Raw genomic sequence first — 26,237 nt, 5'->3', positions numbered from 1 at the left:
TTATAAGAGGAGAATCCGAAACGACTTCATTTGGGGGAAATACATGTTCTCGTATCTTTCTAGAAGCCCAATCAAAATTAAGCTGCTTATCTATTTTTTGCCTATTCTTGTGTCATCCGTTGCGCTTACCGGTTTTTTTTCCTATTTCACTGCCGTTAAGCAGCTCGAACAAAACGCTTATTATTTGCTAAGCGATACGACCGAGCAAACGGGCTTTTTTCTTAACGACAAGCTTTATACGATCTTCGAACAGCTGGTGTCAATCGAGAACAATTCGGCTTTTCAATATATTTTATTAGATAATGGACAAGACGAAGGAGAACATCGCTACGATGATATCATCGATCTTCATAAACAGTTCGAGGAAGCCTACCGGAATCATTTGCAAGTCATCGACTCAATTTTTGTCACGTTTAATAATGGCCGGACCTTCAACATACAGAAGGACTTTATTCCCCGGCATGTCGGTGTGAATCTTAATGAATGGCTGGCCCGATACAACCAAAAGGATGCAGAAAGCAGTTATTACTGGTTGAATACGCATGAGGATCAAGTGTTTACTACTGTCACGAAACGTAATGTTGTAAGCGTATTTAAAATTATCGGAAATCTTGATTCCGAGGTCAGTGGCATGGCTCTCATTAATATGAAGGAATCCTATCTGCTCGACATTTTACAGAATGTCAATATTAGTCCCAATGGCTCGCTGGCTCTGATCAGTCCAGATGGGGTGATGTATTCCAAGCCGTTATCCAAAGAGTACGCTATCGGCGATGAGATCGTGAACGATATCCGTAATAACGCTAATCACCAGGGAGATTTAAGGGCGGCCAGCAAGTCGAACCAACGTATGATGATTCACTTTACAACGTTATCGCTGAACGGGTGGAAGCTCGCCGCCATCGTTCCTGAAAGCGATATCTTAGCCAAGGCAAGCCAGATTAAATCGATAACGCTTACAATCGTAGCTGTTATTCTCGTAGTTTTTATTATCATGGCAACCTATTTTGCCAGCAGCCTGACGAATCCCATCCGTTATTTGTCCAAACAAGTGAAGAGTTTTAGACAAGGGAACCTAAATGTTAACTTTCAGCTGAAAGAGCAAAATGAAATTGGTGTATTAGCCAGTGGGTTGGAGAATTTGGTCGATTCGGTTCGCCAATTGCTGGAGCAAGTTAAGGATGAACAGGAACAGAAGCGGCAAATGGAGTTATTAGCATTGCAGTCGCAAATTCAACCACATTTTCTATACAACACTCTCGGATCTATCAAACATATGATTGATTTGGGTGAGAAGGAAAAGGCATCGACTATGGTTAGTGCGCTGGCCCACTTTTTTCGGATCGGCATTAGCAGAGGGCGGGAGGTCATAACGCTTAGAGAAGAGATCGAGCATGTTCAAAGCTACTTGCAAATTCAAAATATCCGTTACCAGAAAGATTTTGAATTTGAGATTCAAGTTGAAGAGAGCATTATGCATCTTCCTATCATGAAACTGACCTTGCAGCCAATTGTCGAGAACGCCATCTATCATGGCATCAAAAACAAGAAGGGAAAAGGGATCATCAGAATAACAGGAAGGCCAAGCGGGGATGCAGCGATAATTGAAGTCTTCGACGATGGTGCAGGGATGGATGTAGAGAAGGTACAGGAGATGAATACTTCTATTCAAGCGCAGAATGTTCAAGAGGCTCCAGTGACATTCGGGCTGCGTAATGTTCACCGACGGCTGGCGCTGCAATTCGGCTACGGGTTCGGGATTCGGCTGGATAGTGAAGAAGGGGTTTATACCATAGTGACTGTAAGGATTCCATATACGAAAAATGAGGTGACGAATCGTGCATAAGCTGGTCATTGCAGACGATGATGAATGGATTAGGGAAGGGCTTCGCAGGAATATTCATTGGGATCAGGGAAACATTCAGGTGGCAGGAGTTGCAGTGGACGGGAAGGAAGCTTGGGAACTTATCCAAAGGGAGAAGCCGGATCTACTGCTCTCGGATATTCGCATGCCTTTTATGGATGGACTGAAGCTTGCCGCCCAAGTGAAGGAGAATGGCTTAGATTTGAAGATTGTCTTCTTAACGGGGTATGATGATTTTTCTTATGCTAAGGAGGCGCTACAGCTTCAAGCGTTTGATTACATATTAAAGTATGAAGATAACGATAAAATCCTGCGGACAATCATGAATGCGTCTGAGGCACTGGAGGAAGAGCGGAGAAAACGTGAGAAGGATATAAAAAGCCATGGTCTTATCGTGAACCAATTTTTTAGCGAGTTGATCTCTGGGTCGGGGAATGAGGAAGCGATTGATAGGGAGGCGAAGCTGCTCGATTTAACGTTTTGCGGCTCGGTGTTCGTGATGGCTGTTCTGAGCTTGGATGGTGTCGGAAGGTTTCTTAAACCCAATAAACCCGTCGATCTGGAGCTATTATTGTTCACTCTCAAAAACCTCTGCAATGAGGTGCTAGAATCTGCAAATTGCGACGGGGTTCAGGTGTATGCGATTCAATATAACCACCGGATCAATCTGTTGTTCAACTACCGAAACGAGGATGCGGAGAAGCTGAAGCAGGATACCGAGCTTATTGCCCGCCGCTTAACAGTGATGATTGAGCAATATCTCAAAATTCACGCCAAGATCGGTATAGGCAGCATTGGTGAAGGGTTTAAACATATTGGCGTCTCCTATGAGGAAGCATTGATTGCGACACAGATGAAGGATGTCCGGATGGATCAATCGATTATTTTCTATGATCAGGTCAAATATTCAAGCAATTCGCATCAAGCTATTCTTCGCACAATTATGGATTATATCGCAAATCATTATCAGAATGAGAATCTGGACTTAAAAGAAGTAGCGGAGACGGTCCACATTACACCATCGTACGTCAGTACTTTGTTTAAAAAGTATACGGATGTTAATTTTTGTGAGTATATTGTCCAAGTGCGAATAGATAAAGCTACTGAACTGCTTGTGCATACCGATTTAAAGGTATATGAGGTTGCTGAGAAAATTGGGTATGTGAATACCCAGTATTTTAGTGTTTTGTTCAAGCGGCATACAGGGTTTACCCCGATGGAGTATAGACAGCAGCATAGCTCGTAATAGTTGGAAAGCGTTCACAAACAACCTTATTCCAGTCAGTGATTGGAATAAGGTTGTTTTTTTGCTGCTATTTTTTATTTTCAAAAAAACAAACAAACTTTGCAAGATATATTATTTAGCTAGCTTCATGCATAGCCTATTATTCTTATTGAGGTGATTATTTCATGAAGGTGAAACAACAATTAGCAACAGGACAAGTGACGGGAACGTCCAAGAGAAAAAACAAGATGATCGGCAGCGACAGGATATTTCCTTACGTTCTGATTATCCCGACTGTCGTTCTCATGGCGGTCATTATGTTCTACCCTATTTTACAAGTCTTCCAACTAAGCTTTCAGAACTATGACTTGACTCGGCCGATGGATGACGGTTTTGCCGGGTGGAGTAACTTTAAGCAGATTTTATTCCATGACGATCTGTTCCCAAGCTCGCTATGGATAACCATCAAGTGGGTGGTTATTGAAGTCGTTCTTCAGCTCGTGTTCGGCTTAGGTGTGGCCCTGCTGCTTAATCAGGCCTTCCGGTTTAGAGGCGTTATACGTTCGCTCGTGCTGATTCCTTGGGCGGTATCAGGCGTTCTTACGACAATGCTGTGGTCGCTCATGTACAACCAGCATATCGGAGTCATTAACGATCTTTTGAAGAGGTTAGGGATTATTCACGAGAATATCGCTTGGCTGTCGAACACCCATACCGTATTCGGTTCGGTTGTACTGGCCGAGTTGTGGAGAGGGATCCCGTTCTTTGCAGTCGCACTGCTTGCTTCCTTGCAGTCTATTCCGAAAGAAGTCTACGAGTCCTGCGAAGTCGACGGTTGCGGAAAGGCAAGAAAGTTATTTTCCATTACCCTGCCTTATCTTAAGGAAAGTATTATTTTCACTACGATGCTAAGAGCCATCTGGGAGTTCAATTCTATCGATATGATCTTCACGATGACAAACGGCGGTCCAATGAATATGACAACCACTCTCCCGATTTATATGTTCCAGACGGCAATTTTGAACGGGAATTATGGCTATAGTTCGGCTATGGGGGTCCTTTCCTTCGCTGTTCTAATGATTTTCGTGGTCGTCTATATGAAATTAAGCAGAGGTGGCCAAAATGAGTAAGCTTAAACGTTTTTTAACCACTTTGTGTTTGTTCTATATTCCTATGACTGTTACGTTGTTGTTTGTCCTGCTGCCTTTTCTTTGGGACATCTCAACTTCCCTTAAACATGAGAATGATATTATCAGCTCCACGATTCGTTACCTTCCGCATCCAATTACGTTTGATAATTTCATAAAGGTGTGGAGTGTCAACAATTTTTCGAGATTTTTTGTAAACAGTCTTTTCATCTGTACGGTGTCGGTGATTTTTATTACATTGCTGTCGATTTTCAACGGCTATGCTTTGAGCAGATTTAAATTTGTTGGAAAAAATGCTTTTATGCTTATGATGCTGGGCACTCAGATGCTTCCGGTTATCTTATTCGTCATCCCGTTGTTCCTGATTTTTAAGAGCATGGGGATTATGAATACGCCTTTTGCGATCATATTGTTCTATATCGTTTCACAGGTTGCGTTCAACTCGCTGTTGATGCAAGGATTTGTATCTGGTATTCCGAAGGAAATTGACGAAGCGGCTATGGTCGACGGAGCAGGAAGATTCCGGGTCTTGTTCACGATCATTACGCCAGTGATTCTACCGGGGATCGTAGCGACTGCTCTGTTCGCCTTTATCGGCTGCTGGAATGAGTTCTTGGTTGCTTTCTCATTCCTGACAGATGCGTCCAAATTTACGATCCCAATCGGACTGAAGTATTTAATCGGCCAGTACAGTGTAGAGTATGGATCGCTCGCAGCAGGCAGCATTATTGGATTGATACCGCCTATTGTGCTCTTTATGTTTATTCAGCGTTATCTGATTCAAGGTCTGACAGGCGGTTCGGTCAAAGGATAAAAAGGAAAAGGACGTGGGGAGGATTACTACATGAATCTTGGAGAATACGCAGAGCCTTGGGTTTCAGATCAGGGAGACGGAACTTATATCAATCCAATCCTGCATGCGGACTATTCGGACCCGGACGTAATTCGCGTCGGTGATGACTTTTATATGACCGCTTCTAGCTTCGGGCACATTCCCGGATTGCCGATCCTGCATTCGAAGGACTTAGTCAATTGGGCAATCATCAATCATGCTGTGCTGGAGATGAACTTGGAGGGGTATGACCGTCCGCAGCATGGCAATGGCATTTGGGCACCTAGCCTAAGATTCCATGGCGGGAAGTTCTGGATCTTCTATGGCGATCCAGATGTCGGCATCATGATGACTTCGGCGGTGGACCCTGCCGGAGAATGGACGCCATTGCATCTGGTTCAGGCAGGCAAAGGCTTAATTGATGCTTGTCCCTTCTGGGATGAGGACGGACAGGCGTATTTGATTCATGCCTATGCGAAGAGCCGCAGCGGCATTAAGCACAAGCTGCGGCTGTGCCGAATGTCCGCTGACGGTAAAGGGCTGCTGGACGAAGGCCGGATTATCTATGATGGAACCGAAAATCATCCGACTCTGGAAGGACCAAAGTTATACCAGCGCAACGGATATTATTATATCCTTGCTCCGGCAGGGGGCGTGGCAACCGGATGGCAGACAGTGTTCCGTTCCCGAAACATCTGGGGCCCTTACGAGGACCGAATCGTTCTGCAACAAGGGCAGACCTCAGTAAACGGCCCGCATCAAGGCGGACTAGTGGAGCTGGATTCGGGCGAATCGTGGTTTATCCATTTCCAGGATAAAGGACCTTATGGCCGGGTCGTTCATTTGCAGCCGGTCAGCTGGGTAGATGACTGGCCTTTGATGGGAGAGCTTCAAGCAAGCGATGGAGCTGGAGTGCCAGTGATACGTTACCGAAAGCCTGAGGTCGGGAAGGCATACGCAGTGTCAGTGCCTGCAACTTCTGACGATTTCGAGTCTTCAACGCTTGGATTGCAGTGGCAGTGGCAGTCTAACCCCAAATCGTCTTGGTATAGTCTCGAGGCAAGAGAGAGCTATCTTCGGTTAAATGCTGAACATAAACCCGTAGACAACAAAGGGCTATACCATAGTCCGCAGCTCTTGCTGCAGAAATTCCCAGCACTTTCGTTTACAGCAGCCTGCAAGGTTGACCCTTCGGGCTTGGGAATAGGGGAGTCCGGAGGTTTGATGATTTTTGGTTATCGTTATTGTTGCTTGGTGGTACGAAGATTAGAGGATCAAGAACTGAAGGGGACGCTAGCCCTATCGCTTATGCAAGGAGATGATACGGGAGAGACAGAAATGTGGTCATATCCTTTGATAGACACGGATAGTCTCTTCTTGCGGGTCGAGGTATTAGAGGATGCGACTTGCCATTTCGGCTACAGCTTGGAGGGTACAGACTTCACTTCCGTACCTGTAGAGTCATTTCAAGCTATAGAAGGACATTGGGTGGGGGCTAAGACAGGTCTATTTGCCGTAGGTTCCGGCAATGGAGGATATCTTGATATCGATTGGTTCCGAATCACCAAGTAAGTGAATAACCAAGTAACCGAATAACCCCAAAACAAAGGAGAAGCTTATGCTGAATGTTTCGAAGCGAAATGAGCCTCTGGTAAAACATATTTACACTGCTGATCCGTCGGCTCATGTTTTTGAGGATAAACTATATATTTATGTGTCTCACGATCTTGAAATCAGCGTTCCCAACAACTTAGATGGAGATCATTATGCTATGGAGGATTACCATGTTCTAACTATGGATGATAGGTCAGCAGAATTCGTAGACGATGGTGAAATACTCCATATGAAGGATGTCCCGTGGGTATCCAAGCAAATGTGGGCTCCAGACGCTGGCTTCCGAAACGGCAAATATTATCTTTATTTTCCGGCGCGGGATCTCAGCGGGGTGTTTCGGATTGGTGTGGCGACAGCGGATTCACCGGCGGGACCTTTTACGCCGGAGGCGGATTACATGGAGGGAAGCTTCAGCATTGATCCGGCCGTATTCAACGACGATGACGACGAGGTTTATCTGATCTTAGGAGGGCTTCGCGGGGGGCAGCTGGAGAAGTGGAGTACGGATACCTACATGCCTGATGGCACAGGGCCGGCTCCACACGAACCTGCATTGGGACCTCGCGTGGCAAAGCTAAGCAAGGATATGTTGTCCTTTCAGGACAAATTAATGGAAATCTCCATCATTGATACTGAAGGACGTCCTATTCTGGCAGGCGATGAAGAAAGAAGATTTTTTGAAGGTCCTTGGATGCATAAATACGAGGGGAAATACTACCTCAGTTATTCTACAGGGAACACACATAAAATCGTCTACGCCATTGGAGACAATCCGCTGGGACCCTTTACGTTTCAAGGCACACTTCTGACCCCGGTGATCGGATGGACAACGCATCATTCCATCGTGAACTTTCGGGACAAATGGTACCTATTTTATCATGATAGTTCTATGTCGGACGGTGTGAGCCATAAGCGCTGTGTGAAGGTTACTGAATTAAAGTATAATGCGGACGGAACGCTGCGAATGATCGATCCAAATTTAGTATAGATAGACTTGTATGGCAACAAGGAATGGTTTTGTAGGATTCCCCTCAGGTAGGCAGTGGAAACAGACCTCATGGTAGATGAGTCTAATCACAGTCAATCGGAGGGGATCTTTTTATATCATTATTGGATGCGCTTTCATTAAAGGGGGTGATCATTCAGGTAGGGTCGTTTCACTAAAATAAGTAGGAGGGATCGGATCAAATGATTAAAAAAGTGCTACGTAGTTTAATGCTGGGAAGTTTATTGGTGACTTTAACTTGTTCTAATCTAGCAGGCAAAGCAGAGGCGGCAGCGGTAAATACAATTCCTAACGCATCTAAGGTTGAGCAGGGTTATGACAGCAGTTTTTTATCAGTTCCTGGTTTTGCATCATTAGGTGTAAAAGATAGAAGCAGTTATGCAGGTACCTCATATTATCGAACGGTCAGCAGTGGCCGAGAGTTTTTACAAGCAATCTTGGATGCAGGCAGTGGTGCTGTAAAAGTTATTGAAGTTACAGATAATCTAAACTTAGGGTGGACTGAATTAGCACTAAATTCTACTGAAATTTCAAAATATAGCTTTGTTACAAAATATCCTGATCCATCAAACGGATTCACGAACCCACTCTTAATAACCTCCGGTGTATCCAAATTAAGCATAGCCAATATTGATGGATTAACGATTTTTTCAGCTTCAGGTAAAACTATTAAACACGCAGAATTAAAATTGCAGAGCTCAGTGAATGATATTGTCATTAGAAATCTCAATTTTGATGAAATGTGGCAATGGGATGATACAGGTGAGCACAAAGAGGTAGGCTGGACTTTTATCAAGGTAAATGGCGCAAACAATGTATGGGTAGACCACTGTAAGTTTTCGATAGCCGCGGATGGAATGATTGATATGGAAAATGGTTCAACGAATGTAACTTATTCTTGGAACGAATTTGGTCTAGCGGCAGCTCAAAATCCAGCGACTAGTAGCTCTATTTATAAGTCAATTGAATATATGGAGCAAAAATATGCAACAGGATCACTGAACTCCTCCACCAGCCTTTATTATAAAATGCGTAACGAAGGGGCTACCAAAAATCAAATTATGGCTTATGCCGCCTATCACTCCAAAGTTCATTTGGTAGGATCGGGTGACAAGGATTATACGAATTATGTGGGTTCTAACGGTGTGGAAATTAAAGATGGAAATCAAAGACTTCGCTTAACTTTAGCATACAATCGTTATACAAATGTTGGGTCGCGTCTGCCAATGATTCGTCAAGGAGTCGGGCATCTATTTAATAATTCTTTTGATAATTCTACACATCAGAATGTACTCGACAGCGTTACTGCAATCTCCAAATATGGTCATGATAAATTATCGCGTGGAATGAACGCCAGAAATGGAGCTTCTATAGCGGGGGACACCAATGTCTATAATGCTTTTAATGAACCGCTGATTGGTGCGGAGCGTCAAGGGGATGATACCGCTAATATGAATGCACCTTTTGACGTATTGTTTAAGGATGCGATGAACCATAGTTTAATTGTAAATTCTACAGTAACAACTAGTAGCGGAACAACCTATACAGGCAGCAGCTGGGATAATAATGGCGTTAATGCCTTTACTAACGGAATGAATTGGAATAACAAAGCAACCATTGGCCAGTGGGCTTGGTCATCATCAATAGTCGGAATTGAAAATATGAGTAAATCAAACCCGCCATCTACGCCTTTTACATTCACTTATGGGTATAACGAGCAATTGCCTTATGCTTATAAAACAGTTCCTCTATCTGGCGTTGTCTCCACAGTAAATCAATATGCCGGGGTCTCAAAAGTTTCTTGGAACACTGCGGAGTGGTTAAAAACAAATTATTATGATGCCTATTCGACGATCGAAGCAGAACGTTATACCAGCATGTCTGGTGTGAAAAATGAAGCGAGTTCCGAAGGCGGTCAGAATGTCGGCTATATAGAGAATGGCGATTATATCGCGTTTAATAATGTTAACTTTGGAAGCGTCGGACCCACAAGTTTCGAAGCAAGAGTAGCGAGCGGTACATCTGGAGGAACTATCGAAATTAGACTGGACAGCTCAACTGGAACTCTGGTTGGAACTTGTCCGGTAGCGGGAACAGGCGGCTGGCAGACCTGGGTGACTAAAACATGTGCAATCAGCGGCGCCACCGGCACGCATAATGTATATCTAAAATTTACCGGCTCTAGCGGATATTTATTGAATCTTAATGGGTTCAAGTTTATTAAGTGATTTTATTAAGCGAGGTTCTGAGGGGGAGTGAAAAACCTTTATGCTGGGGCGGGCAGATAGACCTCGGCTGGAGTGGAAGCGGCGAAAAGGGAGCGGGAGTTATACCGTAGAATGTGGCGGATGGAGCGGAAGTGGCGAAAAGAGAGGCAAAAATGCCTTAGAATGAGGTGGATGGGGCGGATGTAGCGGAAAGAGAGGCAAAAATGCCTTAGAATGAGGCGGATGGAGTGGATGTGACGAAAAGAGAGGCAAAAATGCCTTAGAATGTGGCGGATGGAGTGGATGTGGTGAAAAGAGAGGCATAAATGCCTTAGATTGTGGCGGATGGAGCGAATGTGGCAAAAAGAGAGGCAAAAATGCCTTAGAATGAGGTGGGTGGAGCGGAAGTGGTGAAAAAAGAGGCAAAAATGCCTTAGAATGAGGTGGGTGGAGCGGAAGTGGTGAAAAGAGAGGCATAAATGCCTTAGATTGTGGCGGATGGAGTGGATGTGGCGAAAAGAGAGGCATAAATGCCTTAGAATGTGGCGGATGGAGTGGAAGTGGTGAAAAGAGAGGCATAAATGCCTTAGAATGTTGCGGATGGAGTGAATGCGGCGAAAAGAGAGGCATAAATGCCTTAGAATGTTGCGGATCGAGCGGAAGTGGTGAAAAGAGAGGCATAAATGCCTTAGATTGTGGCGGATGGAGCGGATGTGGCAAAAAGAGAGGCAAAAATGCCTTAGAATGTGGCGGATGGAGTGGATGTTACCGGATCGAGCAAAACGCGGAGAAATGAACGGTATAAATCCCGCAGAATGCAGCTGATCGAGCGAATGTGGCGAAAAGAACGGTATAAATCCCGCAGAATGCAGCTGATCGAGCGGATGTGGCGAAATGAACGGTATAAATCCCGCAGAATGCAGCTGATCGGGCGAATACGGAGAAATCTACGGTATAAATCCCGCAGAATGCAGCTGATTGGGTGAATACGGAGAAATCTACGGGATAAATGCTTTAGAATGCAGCGGATGGAGCAGATGTGGAGAAATGAACAGGATAAATCCCGCAGAATGCAGCTGATCGAGCGGATGTGGCGAAATGAACGGGATAAATCCCGCAGAATGCAGCTGATCGAGCGAATGTGGCGAAAAGAACGGTATAAATCCCGCAGAATGCAGCTGATCGAGCGAATACGGAGAAATCTACAGTATAAATCCCGCAGAATGTACCGGATCGAGTGAAGGTGGCGAAAAGAGAGGCATAAATACCCTAGAAAGTGGAGGATGGAGTGGAAGCAGCGAAAAGAGAGGCATAAATGCCCTAGCATGTGGCGGATCGGGCGAATGTGGTGAAATAAACGGTATAAATCCCGCAGAATGCAGCTGATCGAGCGAATACGGAGAAATCTACAGTATAAATCCCGCAGAATGTAGCTGATCGAGTGAAGGTGGGGAAAAGAGAGGCAAAAATGCCCTAGAATGTGGCGAATCGAGCGAATGTGGGGAAAAGAGAGGCATAAATGCCCTAGAATATGGCGGATCGAGCGAATGTCACCAGATCGAGCATATACGGTGAAATAAACGGTATAAATCCCGCAGAATGCAGCTGATCGAGCGAATGTGGCGAAATAAACGGTATAAATCCCGCAGAATGCACCGTATGGACCGGGACCAATACACCCTAAAGGAGTGATTCCCACCATTAACCGGAGAACCACTCCTTTTTTATAACCAACTTTATAATCCAATCAACGACGACCTCCGTGATGCTTAACTGTGTATTTTGCTGAACTCGATTCGCGAGCTGAAGGACCTGGTAAACTCTTTTTCGATTATTGTTTTCATGATGTTGTGATGCACTTTGAGTTGTGATTGATCGGCGTGGTCTCTAAGGAGTTCAAAGAGCGCTGCTGATTTTTTGAAGCCTGTATCATCGTCTAGCTTGATGCTTAATAACAAGATTTCTAGAATAGTGTTGATTGTATCGTACATATTCTCTTGTTTATAGTAATACATAGCCAGCAAATAAATGTAATCTTCATGGTATTTGATATTCACAATAGTCTCATGTTCTCCTATATCATCAACATTGATTTTGAATTCCTTCAGAATCCAATCAACGGAATAATCATGTATTATCGAAGATTCTAAGATGGTAATGAGTCCCGGCAATAATTCTTCATCATCACTTTTTCTAATAAACTCAACGTATTTATGTAGCACTCCCATTTTGCCTTCCAGCAGATCGATAACGTATGAATTGGCTTTTGCTATATTGCGGTAATATTCGACTTCATAAATGGCCTCTTCATCTAAACCTCCTATCCAGCCAAGGTCAGCATACTTCTGAATACATAGTTTTGCCTCGTCAAACTTACCGGACTTTTGTAGTGCTATACCTTTTGCGCATGAGCTATATCCAAAATAATAGGGGATACTCCGCTTCAGTTTAGGACCTCTTATGAGGTTACTATTGTTTTCATATATGATGGAAATTTGTTCATGTAGCTTGTCTGCAATTTCAATCATGGCATCCCAATTCTCAAATGAAAATGATGCCTTAAGCATCTGAATCAAGGAATCCACATTCAACTCTTCCAAATCCAACTTCAATCCTATCTCCCTTTCTAGAGCATATCATGCATCGATTAAGATAATTGTATTTCATTTCTAAATTATTCATTTATTTTACATTAAATCATGTGATTTCCATCACGTTACATAAGGTCAAAAGGGTCTTTATTAATAATTTTCAAAATACATCCAGCTCACATTATCTTCCTTAAGTTTCTAGTGTTGGAGGAATAATGTTTGTTCCGTTGTTCATTTGTCCCCTTGTTTTTGGGTTATTTGTACGTAAAATGCGGAAATGTACCTATCGTGGAACTCGTTCTTCCTTTATGATCATCCCGTAAAGAAAGCGCTATCAAAGAAATTTTAACCACATTTCATGAGGGGGTAAGGATGATTTGAAGCGAATGGGAAAAAAGCTGGGAATGAGCCTGTTGGTATTTATAATTGCAGCAGCGCAGTTCGGTTTCACAGGAACGCAGGGCAATGTGGCACTAGCAGCAGAGAAAAGTATGGCGCAAAAGCCGTATATGGGTTGGAGCAGTTACAGCATGCAGGTGTACGACGGTGCAGGTAACTGGACCTCGGCCGAAAGCATTAAGAAACAATCGGATGTTATGCATGAGAAGTTGCAAGCCCATGGATATGAATACATCAATATTGATGCGGGCTGGAATGGCGACATGGATGAATACGGCAGACCGATTCCAAGTGAGACCTTATATCCTAACGGATTTCAAGAGGTCATCGACTATGTTCATAATAATGGACAGAAAATTGGAATCTATATGATTCCGGGGGTATCCATCGATGCCTATAATCGGAATCTTGAGATTTACGGGACTGGTGGCCAATGCCGCATACAGGACATTACAGCCAAGCCGCTTACCATTATGGATTATTGGAATTCCTACACTTATAAAATTGATTTCACGAATCCATGTGCCCAGAAGTATGTGGATTCTATTGCCGATATGATTGGCGAGTGGGGCATTGATTTCGTCAAATTTGACAGCGTGACTCCTGGCTCGGGGATTGATAACTTGAGCCGTGATGCGCGCGGCGATGTTGAGGCATGGTCTAAGGCTTTTGACAGAAATAACATCTGGTTTGAGCTGTCCTGGGCGCTCGATCACAATTACGTGGATTTCTGGAAAAAGTATGCCAACGGTTGGCGAATTGACTGGGATGTGGAAGCTTACGATGGCAGTGGGCTGACAGCCTGGCCGAGTATTTCCCGCTTGTTCCCCAAAGCAGCACTTTGGTGGAGGGATGCAGGTCCTGGGGGTTGGAATGATTTTGATTCGCTGAACGTTGGTAACGGATCTATGGATGGTCTGACCAAAGACGAGCGGAAATCCGCGATGACATTCTGGTCAATCTCTTCCGTGCCACTGTATACAGGGAATGACATGACTAGGCTGGACAGCTATGGTCTAGAACTGCTTACCAATGATGAGGTAATTGCCGTAAATCAGGCAGGACGTCCAGGCCATCCGGTATCTATGGATACCCAGCAGCAGGTTTGGTATGCCAATAATGGAGATGGCACTTACAGCGTAGCTCTGTTCAATCTGGGCAGTCGGAGTGCGGAGGTGAAAGTCAAATGGAGTGATCTCGGCCTTGAAGGTCCGGCTTCCGTTCGCGATTTATGGAGTCACACTGAGCTGGGAGACTTTGAGAAGGAATTTAGCGGAGGCATACTTGAACCTCATGCGTCACGGATGCTTAAAGTTACAGCATTAGGTGGCACCTCTACAGTCAATGATGATGATACAGGTATGCGCTACAGCGGGGATTGGAAGCGTAATGGCGGCAAAGAGCTGCTAGAAGGAAAGCAGGATTTGAGCATTACGATCAAGGATTCCTCGTCTGCTCCGTCGATGGCTTCACAATCGGATATTACGAACTATGGGACTGACCCGTCTGAGAATTCGTCTGCTGCGAACAAGGCAACGGTCACCAATGTAGTTTACATTAATGATAATGACAGCGGCATTAAATATAATGGCGCATGGCAGGTAAGCTCATCTCGAGGATTGGGTGATTATAGAGACGATGTGCATTATGCCGAGAAGAACGGGGATTCCTTTGAGTACACCTTTACGGGCACTGGCATTGACCTGCTGACCGAAAAGCATGAATCTCAGGGAGATATGATTATTACGCTGGACAATGAGGCTGCACAGACCGTTAGTGCTTATAAAACTGGATCAAGAGAGGTACAGCAAAATCTGTACAGTGTCTCAGGACTGGCTAACGGCTCTCACAGGCTTAAAGTGGTCAAAAGCTCAGGTGATTTTATGCTGCTTGACGCATTTAAGGTGACTACAGAAACTCCAGCAGGAGAACAGAATAGTACCATTACTCCGACATCTGCTCGATTCGACCAAGCAATAGAACAACAAGAGGATGTTACTGTCACTCTGAATTTGAATGGTAATACACTGAGCGGTATTGAAAATAATGGCGAGGCACTTTCGGAAGACGATTTTACGGTGACGAATGATAAATTGACCATTCATAAGCAATACCTTGCGCAGCAGCCGGCAGGCACAACCGACTTGATTTTCATTTTTAACACTGGTGATCCACAGACCCTGTCGATACAAATTAGTGATTCTACAGGCATTCGTTATGTGATGATTAATAACGATGATTCGACAGTTAAGTACAATGGCATTTGGAACCGCAGCAGTGGCAGAGGATTGGGTGACTATAAAGACGATGTGCAATATACGGAGCAGAATGGTGATTCTTTTGAATATACCTTCAGAGGAACGGGGATTCAGCTGTTCACAGAGGTAGATGAGTCACAGGGTGATATGGATATATATGTTGACGATCAATTTAAGGAAACCGTCAGTGCCTATCATCATGGACAAATGTCACTTCAGAACCTTTACAGCATTTCTGGCTTACCGGATGGAATGCACACGCTCAAGGTTGTGAAGAAATCAGGCAGATTTATGCTCCTTGATATGCTTAAGGTAGAAATTCCGAATATGATTAATCCGATCGCTGCCAGCTTTGATAAAGCTGCTTCCGCTCAGGTAGATATTGAGGTGACATTACTGCAGCAAGCGGAAAGCTTTGCCGGCATTACTAACGGATTATATGATCTGGTTCTCGGGACTGATTATTCAGTAGCAGGTAACCGTGTTACACTGAATAAATCTTATCTTGCTGCACAGCCAGTGGGGACGCTGAACCTTAAGTTTACTGTGGAGGGAGATTATCTTAACGATGTTCACTCCACATCAGTGGACGGTGATTTCTTTGAATATACCTTCAAGGGTACCGGAATCAGCCTGATCACACCTATGGGTCCAGAGCAAGGTGATATGGATATTTATGTGGATGGACAACGGGTCCAAACCGTAAATGCGTATAGTCAGAGCCGCCTGACCCGTCAGGAAATTTATAGTATTTCGGGATTGGAAGGCGGGATACACACGCTTAAAGCTGTGAAGAAATCTGGTGATTTCATGCTGACGGATCAATTGAAATTCACAGTTTCAACGAGTCCTGCTGTATCTCCGACACCAACGCCAAGTCCAACACCAACGCCAAGTCCGACACCGACACCAACACCAACATCAACGGACTCAGGTGGCTCGTACATTCCAGCTCAGCCATCTTCTACACCACCTGCCCTGACACCGACGCCAACTCCGGCAACTGGAAATGAGGATGGATCTGCAGGGAATGGCGAGTCTAATCCGATCCGTCATACCGCATATATCAAAGGTTATCCGGGTGGGTTCTTCCAGCCGGAGCACGAAATTACGCGTGCTGAGATGGCAACGATTCTTGCCAATGTTGCTGAGAAGGAGGCTACTGGAGCAGGGGTTGTGTTCAGTGATGTGCCTTCTGGTTACTGGGGTGCTGATGCCATAACCAAAGCAGCGAAGATGGGACTAATGAAGGGTTACAGCGATAGCACCTTTAAACCTAATCAACCATTGACGCGTGCAGAAATGGCAAGTCTGGTGACCCTGCTTAGACCGGATTCGACGCAGAAGGGTTCCGGTTTCTCTGACATCATTGGACATTGGGCACAGGCGGCGATTTTGCAAGCCCAAGGTACTGGCATTTTCACTGGTTATAATGACGGGACTTTCCGTCCTAATGTCAAGCTTACTCGTGCCGAAGCTGTTGTGGCTATGAATAGGGCTTTGGGCAGAGGTCCTCTAACCAATGTAACAAATCCACAGTGGGCAGATGTTCCGGCAACGCATTGGGCCTTCGGCGACATTGAAGAAGCTTCGACGGATCATGTCTTTACATCTGGATCAGAGGCCAGAGATCAGAAGAAGAACTGATTGTCTAGCCAAAGCATTGAAGAAGGGGGGCCGTTACTGGCCCCTTTTTTCTAAATGACAGGAGGGTCACGCACTATAGATAAAATATCGGAATTGCCGATAAAAGGCAGTGATAACGGCGTAGATCGCTGTTTTTTTTCCATTTCTGAAGAGGTGCAGGAGGGTGAAGTGAGTTCAAACCCTTGACTATGAAGCAAAATGTTTTAATCTATGGTAATGATAGCGCTATCGAAATGTCATATTGAGGGAGGCTAACTACGCTGAAATATTCCAATATCTTTCGTAAATTTCTAATCTCTTATGTGGTCATTTTGGTCATACCCAGCATTGGCGGGTACATGTCCTATCTAACCTCGATCTCCGTGACACAGTCCATCTCGATTGAGAATGGAGTCACTCAGCTTCAGAAAAGTCAGGAGATATTGGAGCGCCGTATGGCGGAGGTTGAAGGCTTTACCAGGCAATTGGCGGTCAACCAGGAGCTAAATGTTCTTATGAATGAAAGTGAAAATGAGACGAATGTGTATGGGATTTGGAAAACGATGCGGAATGTTTTGACCTTCGGCCAGACTAATGATTTTTTGCAAAACTATTATATTTACCTCGCCAACTATAATCTTATCCTAACCCCAGGTTCGACCTATCGTCCGGAGCATTACTATTCTAATTTCAACTATAAGGATCTTTCGTTACAGGATTGGAGAAAAGATGTGCTTGAGACAACCCACCGCAGCGAGATCAAGCCACTTAGTGATTTTGTCAGCAGGGGGATGCAAACCTCGGTTATTACCTATATGCAGTCACTCCCCTTGGATAGCTTTAATGATTCCTCGCCGGCTGTCGCAGTAGTGATTATTGATGAAAAAAATATTTCCAGCCTGCTTTCAGGCCTGACCGAGCGATATGGGGGTTGGGTGCATATTAGTGATGCTAAAGGGAATACGATTGTTCTGCAAGGAAGTGATGAGCAGAAAATGGTCAAAATGCTCGACGATCCAGCTTTTGATAAGAACAAGGTCAGTCAGTTTTATAAGGATGATCTGGTGATTACTACCCGTTCCGATTCCAATGGCTGGGTGTATCAGACCGGGATTCCTCAAGATATTTTGATGGAGAATGCTAACAAAATCAAGAGAATCTCCATACAAATTACGGGAGGCACTCTAATTATCGGTTTGATTGCCGGACTGATATTAGCTTACCGTAACAGCGCGCCAATCAACCGTATGCTCAGTGTCATGAAGGAGCAATTCGGCAAAGAAGAAGCCTCGGAGAGAAATGAATTTGACTTTTTGAGCGGCAATATAGCCGATATGATTACCAAAAATAAGCTGCTCGAGTCCGAGCTTAACCGCCAGCTTCCTCTGGTCCGAGATGCCTTCCTGAAACGGCTGATTGCCGGTGAATTCAAAACGCGGGATGAAATTATCTCTGCCGCCAAACAGGCGGATATCAGCATGAATCAGAATACTGGCTACGTAGGAATTGTTCAGATTAACGGTTATGCGGGTATGGACAGTGTTGAAATTCTGAACGAGCTGAGTGCTTCCCGGCTGCTGCTGAAACAGACCTTGGCTGAGCTTGGCGTGGATGTCCTGATGACGGATATGGGCTCTGATAAAGTTGTAACGCTGTTCTTTTCTAGGGAAGAAGGAGCTGACAAGGAACAGGAAGCAGCGAATATCACCCAGACGATGGAGGAGCTCGCTATAAATGTCTTTAATGAGTACCGCATTACCATTCTGGCGGGGTTCGGGGATCTATTCACAGAGGTAACAGAGGTTAGCCTTTCGTATGATCAATCGAAGCAGGCACTGGAATATGCTGTTTACATGAATAAAAAAGGGATTATCTGGAGCAGTGAAGCTCAAATTGAGAATACAACTTATTATTATCCGCTGGATTCGGAGCAACGGTTAATCAGCACGATTCGAGCCGGAGAGCTAGAGGAAGCCAAACGGATTGTGCGTGCGATTATTGTCCAGAATATGGAGCAGCGAGAATTATCCATCGAAATGAAGCACCAGCTTGTCGGGGAAATGAAGGGGACTTTTCTCAAGCTATTGGATCAAAAGGCATTTACCGAATATTCAGATATCGAGAGTGTCAAACGGCGGGTCATAGACATTGGCTCATCAGAGTCGCTTGAGACGATCCAGAACGAATTTTTTGACATTATGGAAGAGCTGTGCGGACTCATTGCGAATAAAAAGAAAGATATTCATATTCAAATCATCAAGCAGATTAAGGACTACACAGCAAAAAACTACTCGGATACGGAACTAACCCTTTACCGGGTGGCGGAACAGGTGGAGCGGCCGGAAAAATATATTTCCCAGCTGTTTAAAGAGGTCACGGGTGTTAATTTCTCCGACCATTTGATAAAAGTCAGAATGGATCAGGCCATCATCCTGCTCAAAGAGAGCGGATTAACGGTGGATGAGATTGCCGTGCGGGTGGGCTACAACAGTTCACATTCCTTCAGACGCGCATTCAAAAGGTTGATGGGTGTCTCCCCGAGTGCCTATAGACAATCTGTGGATGAATAAAAAAATAGGCCATAACATAAGGCTGCACTGTCCACTTTGGATGATGCAGTCTTTTTCTGATTTCAACCCTGCAATTCGGAAAAATGGCCGTTCTACTGCTATTTTGTGCTCCTCAGATAGGGCGATTTGTACGCTGAAGCACCCAAGTGTACCTTTCTTTTGGAGATAAAAGTCATCTATGATCAATCCGTAGAAAGCGCTATCACAAATCACAGACATCTGCTTAGGGGGAATTGTTCTGGAGAAAGAATTAGTACTACATCGCAAGTCGTTGCCGAAAAGCAAAGGCCCCGTATTCTTACAAAATGCTCGCAAAAGCATAAAAAAGCACTGGCAGTTACATCTGCTTGTGATTCCGCCTTTGCTGTTTTTTATCATCTTCAAGTATTATCCGATGCTGAACACTGTCCTAGCCTTTAAGGACTATAACGTCATAAAAGGGATATGGGGAAGTCCATGGGTCGGATTTAAAAACTTTCAGCTCTTCTTTGAGAATCCGCAGTTTTGGACACTGCTCAAGAATACTATTATGCTTAGTGGCTATCAGCTGCTGGCGGGTTTTCCAATCCCGATTATTCTTGCGCTCATGATTAATGAGGTACGGGGAGGAAGGTTTAAGAAATTCGTTCAGCTTGTATCGTTTGCCCCTTATTTCATCTCGACGGTTGTCATGGTGTCAATCGTTATGCTCTTTCTGGCCCCTCGGCTCGGTTTTGCCAACATTGCACTCAACTTCTTCGGACTGGATTCTATTAACTTCCTAGGAGAACCCGGCATGTTCCGTTCGATTTATGTGTGGTCTGATATTTGGCAGACAGCGGGCTACAGTGCAGTCGTATATTTGGCAGCGCTTGCAGGGATAGACCCAACACTTTATGAAGCTGCCAAAGTTGATGGAGCCTCGCGGTTTCAAAAAATCCGCCACGTCGATTTGCCAGGGATTGTGCCAACCATCGTTATCATTTTGATTCTGAATGTAGGGAATGTAATGGCGATTGGCTTTGAAAAAGTCTACCTGCTACAGAACCCGCTTAACCTCGTTAATTCTGAGATCATTGCCACCTATGTCTACCGTGTTGGCCTGTTGAATGCCAATTACAGCTTTGCAACTGCGGTGGGCCTGTTCAACTCCATCATCAACTTGGTTCTCTTATTTACAGTAAACGGTCTGGCGAAAAGAATCACTAAGAACAGCATCTGGTAGGAAAGGAGCTCATCTATGGCAGCAGCAGTTCAAAAAAAGATTAAAGAATCCGTCGGCGACAAAGCGTTCCTGATCACAATCTATATTGTGCTTACTCTTGTGGTAATCGCTGTACTTTATCCGCTTATTTTTATCATCAGCAGCTCAATCAGTAGTCCGGCAGCCGTGACCTCTGGTCGTGTCTGGCTCTGGCCTGTAGATATATCCTTCAAAGGTTTCAAAGTATTGCTGAATACGCCTGAGATTATCACTGGTTATGGAAACTCAATTTTCTACACCGCAGCGGGAACGCTGATTAGTATAACTTTAACGGTCATGATCGCTTACCCGCTGTCTCGAAAAGGTTTTTTCGGACGAAATACACTGATGATGATCATTACCTTCACCATGATCTTCAGTGGGGGGCTAATTCCCACCTATTTGGTAGTGAAGGAGATGCATCTGATCGACACTCGCTGGGCGCTGCTGATTCCGAACGCCATTTGGGTCTGGCAGGTCATTATTGCCCGCTCCTTCTTTCAATCCTCGATTCCGGAGGAGCTTTTGGAAGCTAGTGAAATCGACGGCTGTAGTGATATGAGATTCATCTGGAGCGTGGTACTCCCGTTATCCAAACCGATTCTCGCAGTGTTGGTGCTTATGTACGCGGTAGGTCAATGGAATGCCTATTTCGATGCGTTGATTTATCTGAAATCAGCAGATTTGTTCCCCTTACAGCTTGTCCTGCGAAGCATCATCATTCAGAACAACAGCGCTGGTGGGGCCATGGACGTGGGGAAACTGGTTGAGAAACAACAGCTTTCCGAGCTGCTGAAGTATTCCTTAATTGTGATTGCCACCTTGCCGGTACTTGTTATCTATCCTTTCGTACAGCGTTATTTTGTACAGGGGATGCTTGTTGGTTCCGTCAAGGGTTGATCTTAGAAATCTCTTTTTTGGAAAGGAGGTATGCCCGGAGTACACACTTAAGGTATCATCGTATCACCTGCTAAATTACAAAAGGGAGTGATAATATTTGAAGAAGCAAAGCTTGATAACTTTACTAATTCTGGTCATGGCATTTACGGTTGTAATTAGCGGATGTGCAAATAAAAATACAGATAACACATCCAGCACGCAGCAGGGTTCTGGTTCGGGTTCGTCTGGCAAGCCGGTTGAGATCAGCGTGTTCTCAGTTCAGGAATCCGGCATCGACCTTCCGACCAATAAATTCACAAAACATGTAGAAGAGAAATTTAATTTCAAATTCAACTGGCAGATCAACCCATCGGATGGTGCTCAGGAAAAACGCCAGATCTCACTGGCGAGTGGTGACTATCCGGATGCTTACCTGCTTACTCACTATATTGATCAATTCTCACAGGCCGATCTACTGAAATACGGCAAGCAAGGTGTACTCATTCCTCTAAATGATCTGATTGATAAATATGCTCCAAATATTAAAGCAGCCATGGAAAAGAACTCTGACCTAAGAACGCTTAATACTGCACCTGATGGCAACATTTACGGACTTGTAGCTTATACAGAATGTTTCCACTGTTCCTATCCTAGCAAAATGTGGCTGAATTCTGAGTGGATGAAAAAGCTTAACTTGGAGATGCCGAAGACCACTGAGGATTTCAAAAATGTACTGAAAGCCTTTAAAACGCAAGACCCGAACGGCAATGGCAAAGCGGATGAAGTGCCGCTAAGCGGTTCCATCGAGGAGTTCGGCGTACGGATCGTTCCTTTCTTGATGAACGCATTTGTTTATGATGATGATCGTAATTACCTGAACATGAAGGATGGAAAGGTGCAATCTGCTGCCATTACTCCGGAGTGGAAAGAAGGATTGACCTATATTAAATCCCTGTTTGACGAAGGGTTGATTGATCCGGGTGCCTTTACACAAAACGCGGAAGCTTTTAAGAAAATCGGTGAAAATGCTGATGCAGAAATTCTAGGTGCAGGTGCAGGTATGCACCCAGCGATCTTCGTAAACATCGACCCGGGGAATACCCGTTCAGCACATTACAACCCGCTGCCTCCGATTTCGGGACCTCAAGGAATTTCCTATGCGACTCATGATGGAGGCGGCGTAGTCCCGGGTGCAAAATTCGTGATCACAAACAAAGCAAGTGAAGAAGCACAAATTACACTGATCAAGATGGTGGATTATATGTTCACACCAGAAGGCCAAACGAATGGCGCAGCTGGCCTGAAGGGAACCGATTGGACAGATCCGGTCGAAGGTGATGTGGCGTTGGGTAAAGATGTTAAACCGATGATCAAACTAATTCCAGGTGAAGAAGGCGCAGCACCACGTAATGCAGGCTGGAGTGGTATGGCTCACTTCTATGAGCCTAAAGAATACCGTGATACTTACGTTCAAGGTACCGACATCTTTGCTTCTGATGGTTATGAACGTAGACTGTATGATGCGACTCTGCTATACGAAGGTCATGAGCCTAAAGAGTTATTCCCCATCTGGTCGATCTGGATTGATCCAAGTGAGATTGATGAAGCCAGCTTGCTGCAGACAAATTTGAAAAATTACATCGAACAAAATGAGCTGCAATTCATTACAGGCAACAAGGATCTGAACAAGGACTGGGACGCTTATGTAAAGGGATTGCAGAACTTGAAGCTTGACCGTTATCTCGAAATTTTACAAAAGGCTTATGATACTTCAAAAAAATAAATATTGAAATCAGAATCAGGTGCTGTATGATAGACCCCGCACCTGATTTCTTGATTTCAGGGGAAAATATGGGTTTTTGTGGATGGAGGTTGAGTTATGACAGACGAGAATCATTGCAATCATTCATTTGTAGTTCCGCGCCGTGGACTACCTCAAGTTAACGGCAGGCTTACGGAAAAAGGGACTGTAACCGTTGCCTTTTTAGGCGGCTCAATTACGGAGGGGGCAGGTGCTTCCGAAGCAGACACATATAGCTGGAGAGCACTCACTGGTAAGTATCTTCAGGAGCGGTTTGCGGATCAGGAGTTCCGCTTCATCAACGCGGGAGTGGGGGGGACGAACTCAACTTTAGGTGCTCATCGATTACAGGAGCATGTCCTGCAGCAGGGCACAATTGATTTGTTATTCGTTGAATTTAGCGTCAATGACGGCAATGACCGGGAAGAATCCATTAGAGGGATGGAGGGCATTGTCCGCCAATGCAGGCGGTTGTCACCGGGCACTGATATTTGCTTTTTGTATACAGCAGCAGAGAAGAATCTCTCCGGGAGCAATCCCTTTAATATTGCTGTCCATGAAGAAGTAGCTGAACATTATCAGCTTCCCTCTGTTAATTTTGCAGCTAGAGTCTATGCGCAGCTAGAGGCGGAACAAATGGAGTGGACTAAGCTGGCACCGGATGGATATCATCCCAATGATGAAGGTCATGCGCTGTATGCCTCTTTTTTGCGAGAGTATCTGGAGACAGCGCTTGTTCCTAACAAGACGAATTTGAGTAGCGAAAGCTCTTTAGATATTCCACCTTTGGCGGAGCAAAATTATGAATACGGCAGCCTGCTTGATTTCCGTGCGGCTGATCTTGTGAACGGTTACGAACTTCGCGAACTGGCTGCAGGAGATTCGCTGATGAACTGGCGTTTTGGAACAGAGCATCTGTATACCCATAGCAAGGAGGCTGTTTTTTCTTTTACAGTGACCGGGCAAAGCGCAGGCTTGATGCTGCTCTACGGACCGGATAGCGGGATTTTTGAATATTCGCTAAATGGCAGTTCTTATAAAGCTGTGAACTTATTCGATGAATGGTGTCCGCTTGCCTTTCGGCCTATTATCGCCATGTTTCCGATCCAGGAACAACGTCAAGAATTGCATGTTTCAGTACGCATTACGGGGCTGAAGGATGAACAGAGTAAAGGCACCAGTCTGCGTATTCTGAAACTGCTGCACAATTGATTATTTTAAGCGGAGAGATTATACTGCCAAATATTAAGCGTTTACAAAAAAAGAAAGGCGGTGCCGATGATTACTTCTGCTGAGAATAACGCCTTAACTACTCCTGCTGTAATCCGCCTAACGGATTATGGAGTGCTGCCGGATTCTGGTTTAGACGCGCAGCCAGCCATGGTTCGGGCTATACAGGCTGTCGCTGAAATTCCCGGTCCAGTACTACTGGATTGCCCGAAGGGCTGCTATCATTTCTATCCGGACGAGGCTATCCGCAAACCTTATTTTATCTCAAATACTGCCAGTGAAGAAGAGAACAGGGATGTCACTAAGACCATCGGTATTTTGCTGAAGGGACAATATAATTTAACGCTGGAAGGGAATGGTTCATTATTTATTTTTCACGGCAAGCAAACGATGCTCCTGCTGGATGGCTGCAAGAATGTGGAGATCCGTAATTTACATACCGACTATGCCCGGCCAACTGTGACGGAGATGACGATTACCGAAAGCGGTGACCATTCGTTCGATGTCCAAGTACATCCCGATTCACGTTATGAGATTAGGGAGGATAAGTTGGTCTGGAACGGTGAGGGCTGGAGCTTTTCTGAAGGCCCAATGCAGACTTATGATCCGCAGCGCAATACGACTTGGCGGATGGATAACTGGCTGGAGCAGGCAGACACTGTCGAGGAACTGGAGCCGATGAAGCTCCGTCTGCATTTTAATTTTCAGCCTGAGGTTATTCCGGGGCATGTTCTACAAAGCCGTGACGGCATCCGTGATCAGGTGGGCGTATTCATTACGGAAAGCTCGAACATCACCTTGAGCGATATTGGGCTACATTTTCTGCATGGACTTGGCATCGTTGGCCAGTTCAGCGAGAATCTCAGCTTCCGCCGTATGGATCTCTCACCGCGTCCGGAAACGGGACGAACGGTCACAGGCTTTGCGGACTTTATTCACATGTCTAGCTGCCGGGGAAAGGTGATCATTGCCGATAGTAATTTTTCCGGTTCACATGACGATCCCGTTAATGTCCATGGTACTTATCTGCGGATCGTAGAGCAGCCATCGGCGAATGTAGTAAAGGTCCGGTTCATGCATCATCAGACCTACGGATTTATGGCTTTCTATCCGGGGGACGAAATTGAATTTGTTCGCTCCGGTTCATTGACCACTTATGCGGCTAATGAAGTGGTCGAAGTGAAGCGGCTAAATCCACGCGAGCTTTTGTTGACGTTGGCTCATCCGGCTCCTGATGATATAGGCAGCCATGATGTTATAGAGAATGTTACCTGGACTCCAGAGGTTGAAGTCACTAATAATCACTTCGCGAGAGTACCCACCCGCGGTATTCTTGTGACAACCCGGCGCAAAGTGGAAATTAAGGGTAACATTTTTGAACGGATGCATATGAATGCCATTCTGATTGCAGTGGATGCTGAGTCCTGGTATGAATCCGGCAAGGTGGAGGATGTGATCATCAGCGGCAATCATTTTCTGGAATGTGGAAGTCAAAAGCATCCGGTTATCTTTATTTCGCCGGAGAATGTGGAGATAGATAAGCGTGCTCCCGTTCACCAGAGAATTGTCATCACGAATAACAAGTTTGAAAGTATTGATGTGTTGGCCCTTAGTGCCAAGAGCACCTGCGGACTGGTCTTTAAGTGCAATGGAATTCTGGCAGGCAGTGGTGAGGCGAGTCTTTCGAATCTTGATGATGCGATTGAATTAAATGCCTGCAGTGAGGTTGAAATTACTGATAATTTATTAAATGACAGATGGTGAG

The 26,237-nt window shown here is 44.9% G+C and carries 17 protein-coding genes; 16 read left to right on the top strand and 1 reads right to left on the bottom strand.

Going from position 1 to position 26,237, the window contains the following annotated elements; all coding sequences use genetic code 11:
- The first annotated feature begins 43 nt into the window (after window positions 1-43).
- From NST25_RS23045 to NST25_RS23005, 9 genes are all read left to right on the top strand, one after another.
- Window positions 44-1,846, top strand: coding sequence for a histidine kinase (locus NST25_RS23045; RefSeq protein WP_340392561.1), 1,803 nt, complete (start codon window positions 44-46; stop codon window positions 1,844-1,846).
- Window positions 1,839-3,110: a response regulator gene (locus tag NST25_RS23040; protein ID WP_340392559.1), complete on the top strand. Its 1,272-nt coding sequence runs from the start codon at window positions 1,839-1,841 to the stop codon at window positions 3,108-3,110. Before NST25_RS23045 ends, NST25_RS23040 begins: the two co-directional genes overlap by 8 nt.
- Window positions 3,111-3,274: 164 nt before the next feature.
- Window positions 3,275-4,219, top strand: a complete 945-nt coding sequence (locus NST25_RS23035; RefSeq protein ID WP_076128908.1) for a sugar ABC transporter permease — start codon at window positions 3,275-3,277, stop codon at window positions 4,217-4,219.
- The gene (locus tag NST25_RS23030; RefSeq protein WP_076128910.1) at window positions 4,212-5,051 is read left to right on the top strand and encodes a carbohydrate ABC transporter permease; all 840 of its coding nucleotides are present in this window, start codon (window positions 4,212-4,214) and stop codon (window positions 5,049-5,051) included. Before NST25_RS23035 ends, NST25_RS23030 begins: the two co-directional genes overlap by 8 nt.
- Before the next feature lie 30 nt (window positions 5,052-5,081).
- Window positions 5,082-6,641 (top strand): glycoside hydrolase 43 family protein, encoded by a 1,560-nt coding sequence (locus tag NST25_RS23025; RefSeq protein ID WP_076276792.1) that lies wholly within the window; start codon window positions 5,082-5,084, stop codon window positions 6,639-6,641.
- A 46-nt stretch (window positions 6,642-6,687) separates the two neighbouring features.
- A complete protein-coding gene (locus NST25_RS23020) occupies window positions 6,688-7,671 on the top strand; it encodes a glycoside hydrolase family 43 protein (RefSeq protein WP_339188086.1) in 984 nt (327 codons plus the stop codon).
- A gap of 200 nt (window positions 7,672-7,871) precedes the next feature.
- Window positions 7,872-9,917 carry a carbohydrate-binding protein gene (locus tag NST25_RS23015; RefSeq protein ID WP_339188084.1) on the top strand — a complete coding sequence of 682 codons (2,046 nt, stop codon included), beginning with the start codon at window positions 7,872-7,874 and terminating at the stop codon, window positions 9,915-9,917.
- Window positions 9,918-10,654: 737 nt separating this feature from the next.
- Window positions 10,655-10,882 carry a hypothetical protein gene (locus tag NST25_RS23010; protein ID WP_340392557.1) on the top strand — a complete coding sequence of 76 codons (228 nt, stop codon included), beginning with the start codon at window positions 10,655-10,657 and terminating at the stop codon, window positions 10,880-10,882.
- A gap of 33 nt (window positions 10,883-10,915) precedes the next feature.
- Entirely contained in the window at window positions 10,916-11,137 is a 222-nt protein-coding gene (locus tag NST25_RS23005) for a hypothetical protein (RefSeq protein ID WP_340392556.1), read from the top strand.
- Between the two features lie 528 nt (window positions 11,138-11,665).
- Here NST25_RS23005 and NST25_RS23000 read toward each other — a convergent pair.
- Window positions 11,666-12,508: a hypothetical protein gene (locus tag NST25_RS23000; protein WP_076191803.1), complete on the bottom strand. Its 843-nt coding sequence runs from the start codon at window positions 12,506-12,508 to the stop codon at window positions 11,666-11,668.
- 365 nt (window positions 12,509-12,873) lie between these two features.
- Here NST25_RS23000 and NST25_RS22995 point away from each other — a divergent pair, with 365 nt between their 5' ends.
- The 7 genes from NST25_RS22995 to NST25_RS22965 all read left to right on the top strand — a co-directional run bounded on the left by NST25_RS22995 (window position 12,874) and on the right by NST25_RS22965 (window position 26,236).
- A complete protein-coding gene (locus NST25_RS22995) occupies window positions 12,874-16,791 on the top strand; it encodes a X2-like carbohydrate binding domain-containing protein (RefSeq protein WP_340394453.1) in 3,918 nt (1,305 codons plus the stop codon).
- Window positions 16,792-17,129: 338 nt separating this feature from the next.
- Entirely contained in the window at window positions 17,130-19,340 is a 2,211-nt protein-coding gene (locus NST25_RS22990; protein ID WP_340392554.1) for a helix-turn-helix domain-containing protein, read from the top strand.
- A gap of 271 nt (window positions 19,341-19,611) precedes the next feature.
- Entirely contained in the window at window positions 19,612-20,544 is a 933-nt protein-coding gene (locus NST25_RS22985; protein WP_248548341.1) for an ABC transporter permease subunit, read from the top strand.
- Window positions 20,545-20,559: 15 nt separating this feature from the next.
- Window positions 20,560-21,462 (top strand): carbohydrate ABC transporter permease, encoded by a 903-nt coding sequence (locus NST25_RS22980; protein ID WP_036683268.1) that lies wholly within the window; start codon window positions 20,560-20,562, stop codon window positions 21,460-21,462.
- Window positions 21,463-21,598: 136 nt separating this feature from the next.
- The gene (locus NST25_RS22975) at window positions 21,599-23,224 is read left to right on the top strand and encodes an extracellular solute-binding protein (protein WP_339191256.1); all 1,626 of its coding nucleotides are present in this window, start codon (window positions 21,599-21,601) and stop codon (window positions 23,222-23,224) included.
- Between the two features lie 96 nt (window positions 23,225-23,320).
- On the top strand, window positions 23,321-24,454 hold the full coding sequence (locus tag NST25_RS22970; protein ID WP_339188078.1) for an SGNH/GDSL hydrolase family protein: 1,134 nt from the start codon (window positions 23,321-23,323) through the stop codon (window positions 24,452-24,454).
- A gap of 66 nt (window positions 24,455-24,520) precedes the next feature.
- Window positions 24,521-26,236 (top strand): right-handed parallel beta-helix repeat-containing protein, encoded by a 1,716-nt coding sequence (locus tag NST25_RS22965; RefSeq protein WP_143765002.1) that lies wholly within the window; start codon window positions 24,521-24,523, stop codon window positions 26,234-26,236.
- Window position 26,237: the final 1 nt, after the last annotated feature.

The sequence above is a fragment of the Paenibacillus sp. FSL E2-0190 genome (assembly GCF_037992965.1).
Classification (GTDB): Bacteria; Bacillota; Bacilli; order Paenibacillales; family Paenibacillaceae; genus Paenibacillus_AQ; species Paenibacillus_AQ odorifer.
This window is presented reverse-complemented; position numbering and strand designations above follow the sequence as displayed.

Excerpts from the sequence above, each read along its gene's own strand:
- NST25_RS23020 (WP_339188086.1), top strand. The coding sequence starts at position 6,688 with ATGCTGAATGTTTCGAAGCGAAATGAGCCTCTGGTAAAACATATTTAC.
- NST25_RS23030 (WP_076128910.1), top strand. The coding sequence starts at position 4,212 with ATGAGTAAGCTTAAACGTTTTTTAACCACTTTGTGTTTGTTCTATATT.
- NST25_RS22975 (WP_339191256.1), top strand. The coding sequence starts at position 21,599 with ATGGCATTTACGGTTGTAATTAGCGGATGTGCAAATAAAAATACAGAT.
- NST25_RS23035 (WP_076128908.1), top strand. The coding sequence starts at position 3,275 with ATGAAGGTGAAACAACAATTAGCAACAGGACAAGTGACGGGAACGTCC.
- NST25_RS23015 (WP_339188084.1), top strand. The coding sequence starts at position 7,872 with ATGATTAAAAAAGTGCTACGTAGTTTAATGCTGGGAAGTTTATTGGTG.
- NST25_RS23045 (WP_340392561.1), top strand. The coding sequence starts at position 44 with ATGTTCTCGTATCTTTCTAGAAGCCCAATCAAAATTAAGCTGCTTATC.
- NST25_RS23005 (WP_340392556.1), top strand. The coding sequence starts at position 10,916 with ATGCAGCGGATGGAGCAGATGTGGAGAAATGAACAGGATAAATCCCGC.
- NST25_RS22965 (WP_143765002.1), top strand. The coding sequence starts at position 24,521 with ATGATTACTTCTGCTGAGAATAACGCCTTAACTACTCCTGCTGTAATC.
- NST25_RS23025 (WP_076276792.1), top strand. The coding sequence starts at position 5,082 with ATGAATCTTGGAGAATACGCAGAGCCTTGGGTTTCAGATCAGGGAGAC.
- NST25_RS22995 (WP_340394453.1), top strand. The coding sequence starts at position 12,874 with ATGGGAAAAAAGCTGGGAATGAGCCTGTTGGTATTTATAATTGCAGCA.
- NST25_RS22970 (WP_339188078.1), top strand. The coding sequence starts at position 23,321 with ATGACAGACGAGAATCATTGCAATCATTCATTTGTAGTTCCGCGCCGT.
- NST25_RS22990 (WP_340392554.1), top strand. The coding sequence starts at position 17,130 with ATGTCCTATCTAACCTCGATCTCCGTGACACAGTCCATCTCGATTGAG.
- NST25_RS22980 (WP_036683268.1), top strand. The coding sequence starts at position 20,560 with ATGGCAGCAGCAGTTCAAAAAAAGATTAAAGAATCCGTCGGCGACAAA.